At 69.4% G+C, this 3,203-nt stretch carries 4 protein-coding genes; all 4 read left to right on the forward strand.

Features of this window, described 5'->3' with window-relative positions; translation table 11 throughout:
- Positions 1-238: hypothetical protein (locus VML93_RS37250; RefSeq protein WP_325618695.1), on the forward strand; the 238-nt coding region annotated here is incomplete at its 5' end.
- 248 nt (positions 239-486) lie between these two features.
- On the forward strand, positions 487-1,077 hold the full coding sequence (locus tag VML93_RS37255) for a helix-turn-helix domain-containing protein (RefSeq protein WP_325618697.1): 591 nt from the start codon (positions 487-489) through the stop codon (positions 1,075-1,077).
- A 71-nt stretch (positions 1,078-1,148) separates the two neighbouring features.
- Positions 1,149-2,537, forward strand: coding sequence for a DDE-type integrase/transposase/recombinase (locus VML93_RS37260; protein ID WP_325618699.1), 1,389 nt, complete (start codon positions 1,149-1,151; stop codon positions 2,535-2,537).
- A 44-nt stretch (positions 2,538-2,581) separates the two neighbouring features.
- On the forward strand, positions 2,582-3,203 hold a 622-nt coding region (locus VML93_RS37265), incomplete at its 3' end, for an ExeA family protein (RefSeq protein WP_325618701.1).

Genomic DNA, 3,203 nt, shown 5'->3' on the forward strand with positions numbered 1-3,203 from the left:
TGTTCTGGACGATCTGGAGCGACTGCACGGATCGGCGCCGGCGTGGGAGGTGATCGGGTCGGTCGTGCGGTACGGTCCGCCGAGCATGCGGCTAATTCTGATCAGCCGACGCCGCCTGGGTGCCTCAGTGTTGTCTCCCGCACTGGGAGCTGACCTGGGCCGCCTCGTCGACGCGGACCTGGCCTTCACGGTCACCGGCCGTTTCACTGGCGCGATCCCGCGATTGCTCTGCTGTTGAGCGTCTCTCGTAGTGGCGAGTGCGGAGAGTCTTTCGGTCGCTGACGGTGAGGCCGGGGACTGGGACCAGAGACTTGGCTGGATGGTCGCGTCAAGGTGAGGACGGCTGGCTAGGCTCGGCGTGATCTTGAAAGCCAACGGCCCTTCCCGTTCGCTTGGACGGCTGTCGGGAAGGGCCGTTCGAACGCGCCTGGAGGCGGTCCGTTGGTCAGCGTAGGTCCTGATCCTGTCCGTGTCGAAATGCAGTTGATGTCCGGCGAGCTGGCCTGCCCGTATTGCGGCGGGCGGTTGGCGCCGTGGGGGCATGCCGCGCCGCGGTTCGTGCGCGAGACCGCCGAGTCGGTGCGGCGGATCCGACCGCGGCGGGGGATCTGCTCAAGGGCGGGCGGGTGCGGCCGCTCGCATGTGCTGCTGCCCCGGTTTTGCCTGGGTCGGCGGGTCGATGTCGTTTCGGTGATCTGGGCGGCGCTGGTGGCGCGGGCCGAGGGCTTGGGCTGGCGACGGATCGCCGCGATGGCGGGTCGCCCGGCCTCGACGGTGCGCGGCTGGGTGGCGCGGTTTTCCGCGCACGCCGAGTCGATCCGGATCGGGTTCGCGCGGTTGGAACACCACGTCGATCGCGGCGCGGACATGGATCGGCTGACCCCGACCGGGACCCGGTTTTCCGACGCGGTCGTCCAGGTCGGTGCCGGGTGCGCGGCGCTGCGTCGCGCGGCGGGTCCGGTGGTGTTCGAGGTGTCGGTGGCGCAGATGGTGGCGGCGTGTTCGGGCGGCTGGCTGCTGGGGTCGCGGCCGCCGGCGGTCGCGGCGGTGCCGATCAACACGGGCCCGCGTCTGTGATCGATCGCCGCGGCGCGTCAGGGTCAACGGCGTCACTGTCGTCGATCACCGAAAGCGTTGAGGTGCCACGGATGTCGAAGCCGAAGAAGAAGTCGGGGGCGGATCGGGCGCGCGATATCGCGCTGTACCGGTATTCGTTGATCCGGCCGCTGGCCGATCCGGGCCTGTCGCCGAGTGAGCGCGGGGCGCTGGTGCGCGAGCTGGCCACCCAGGTGCACCTGGGCCCGTCCGGGCAGTCGGTGACGGTGTCGCGGGCGAGTTTGGACCGCTGGATCCGGGCGTGGCGGGCCGGTGGGTTCGACGCGCTGATCCCGGCCGAACGCCAAGTCACCCCGCGCACCGACGCCGAGGTGCTGGAGCTGGCTGCCCGGCTCAAACGCGAGCGGCCGGCGCGCACCGCCGCGCACATCGTCCGCATCCTTGAGGCCGAGCAGGGCTGGGCGCCCTCGGCGCGCACCCTGCAACGCCACTTCGCCCGCCTGGAGTTGAACACCCGACCGGACGGCATGCCGCCGAAGGCGTTCGGTCGGTTCGAGGCCGGCGAACCCGACCAGCTGTGGGTCAGCGACGGGCTGCACGGCCCGATCGTCGAGGGCCGCCGCGCGGTGTTGTTCGCGCTGCTCGACGACTACTCGCGCTACGTGGTCGGGCACCGCTGGGGCCATGGTGAGGACACCCTGGGCTTGCAGGCGGTGCTGCACGACGCGGTCAAGACCCACGGCTGCCCGCGAAAACTCTACTGCGACAACGGCTCCGCGTATGCCTCCCACCAGTTGGCGTGGTCGTCGGCGGTACTCGACATCGCGCTGGTGCACAGCCGGCCGGGAAAACCTCAAGGCAGGGGCAAAATCGAGCGCTGGAATCGCACCGTGCGTGAGCAGTTTCTGGTCGAGATCGACCTCGGCGGCGATGCCGGCATCGCCTCGTTGGCCGAGTTGAACCGGTTGTTCACCGCGTGGTGTCATCAGCAGTATCACCGGTGTGTGCATACCGAGACCGGCGCCACCCCCGCGCAGCGCTACCACGCCGATGGCCGGGCCCTCGCACCGCGGCCGGACCCCGCACTGCTGCGGCGCGCGTTTCTGTGGCGCGAGCAGCGCCGGGTCAGCACGTTTGGGACCGTGTCGCTACACGGAAACCGCTACGAGGTCGACCCGGCGCTCATCGGGCGCACCGTCGACCTGCTGTTCACCCCGTTCGATTTGACCGTCATCGAGGTCGAATACCAAGGCAAGGCGATGGGCCGCGCCGCCCCGCACCGCATTGACCGCCACGTTCACCCCGGGATCAAGCCCGGCGCCGTCCCCCCGGTCGATGCCACCGGCATCGACTACCTGCGGCTGCTCGACGACGCGCACCAAAAGCAGGTGGGCCAGGCGATCAACTACCCCGCGCTCACCGGCGACACCAACCCGCAAGCCGACTCCGGCGACGGCGAACAGCATACCGAAAACGGTTGAGCCACATCATCATCCATCTCCGAGACCGGAAGCAGACCCCCGACATGCTGGACAAAATCCAATCCTACTTCGGCTTTTCGGCCATGCCCTTCAGCCGGGGCCTGGCCCCGGGCCAGCTGTTCCGCAGCGCCGATCACGCCCAGGCCGTCGCCCGTATCGGCTACGGCATCACCACCCGCGGCATCACCGTGATCACCGGTGAGGTCGGCGTCGGCAAGACCGTGGCCGCCCGCGCCGCCATCGACCGCGCCGAACCGGCCCGCCACCACCTGATCTACATTCCCGACCCCACTGTCGGCGCCCGCGGCATCTACCACCACATCGTGTCCGCCCTGGGCGGGCGGCCCAGCTTCCACAACGCCGCCCTGGTGCCCCAAGCCCGTGACGCACTGGCCGCCGAACACGCCGAACGCGGCAGAGTCCCGATCTTGTGTATCGACGAGGGTCACCTACTGACCCACGATGCCCTGGAAGCGTTGCGGCTGTTGACTAACCACCGCCTCGACACCGAATCACCCTTCGCCACAATCCTTCTGGGCCAACCCACCCTCGCCGCCAAGATGGCCCTGGGCATCCTGGCCGCGCTCGAACAACGCATCACCGTGCGCCGCACCATGACCGGCATGACCAGCACCGAAACCGCCGGCTACATCCGCCACCACCTGC

Source organism: Mycobacterium sp. (assembly GCF_035499775.1).
Taxonomy (GTDB): domain Bacteria; phylum Actinomycetota; class Actinomycetes; order Mycobacteriales; family Mycobacteriaceae; genus Mycobacterium.

Bases quoted from the DNA above. Each gene is read 5' to 3' on its own strand.
- VML93_RS37255 (WP_325618697.1), top strand. From the start codon at position 487: ATGTCCGGCGAGCTGGCCTGCCCGTATTGCGGCGGGCGGTTGGCGCCG.
- VML93_RS37260 (WP_325618699.1), top strand. From the start codon at position 1,149: ATGTCGAAGCCGAAGAAGAAGTCGGGGGCGGATCGGGCGCGCGATATC.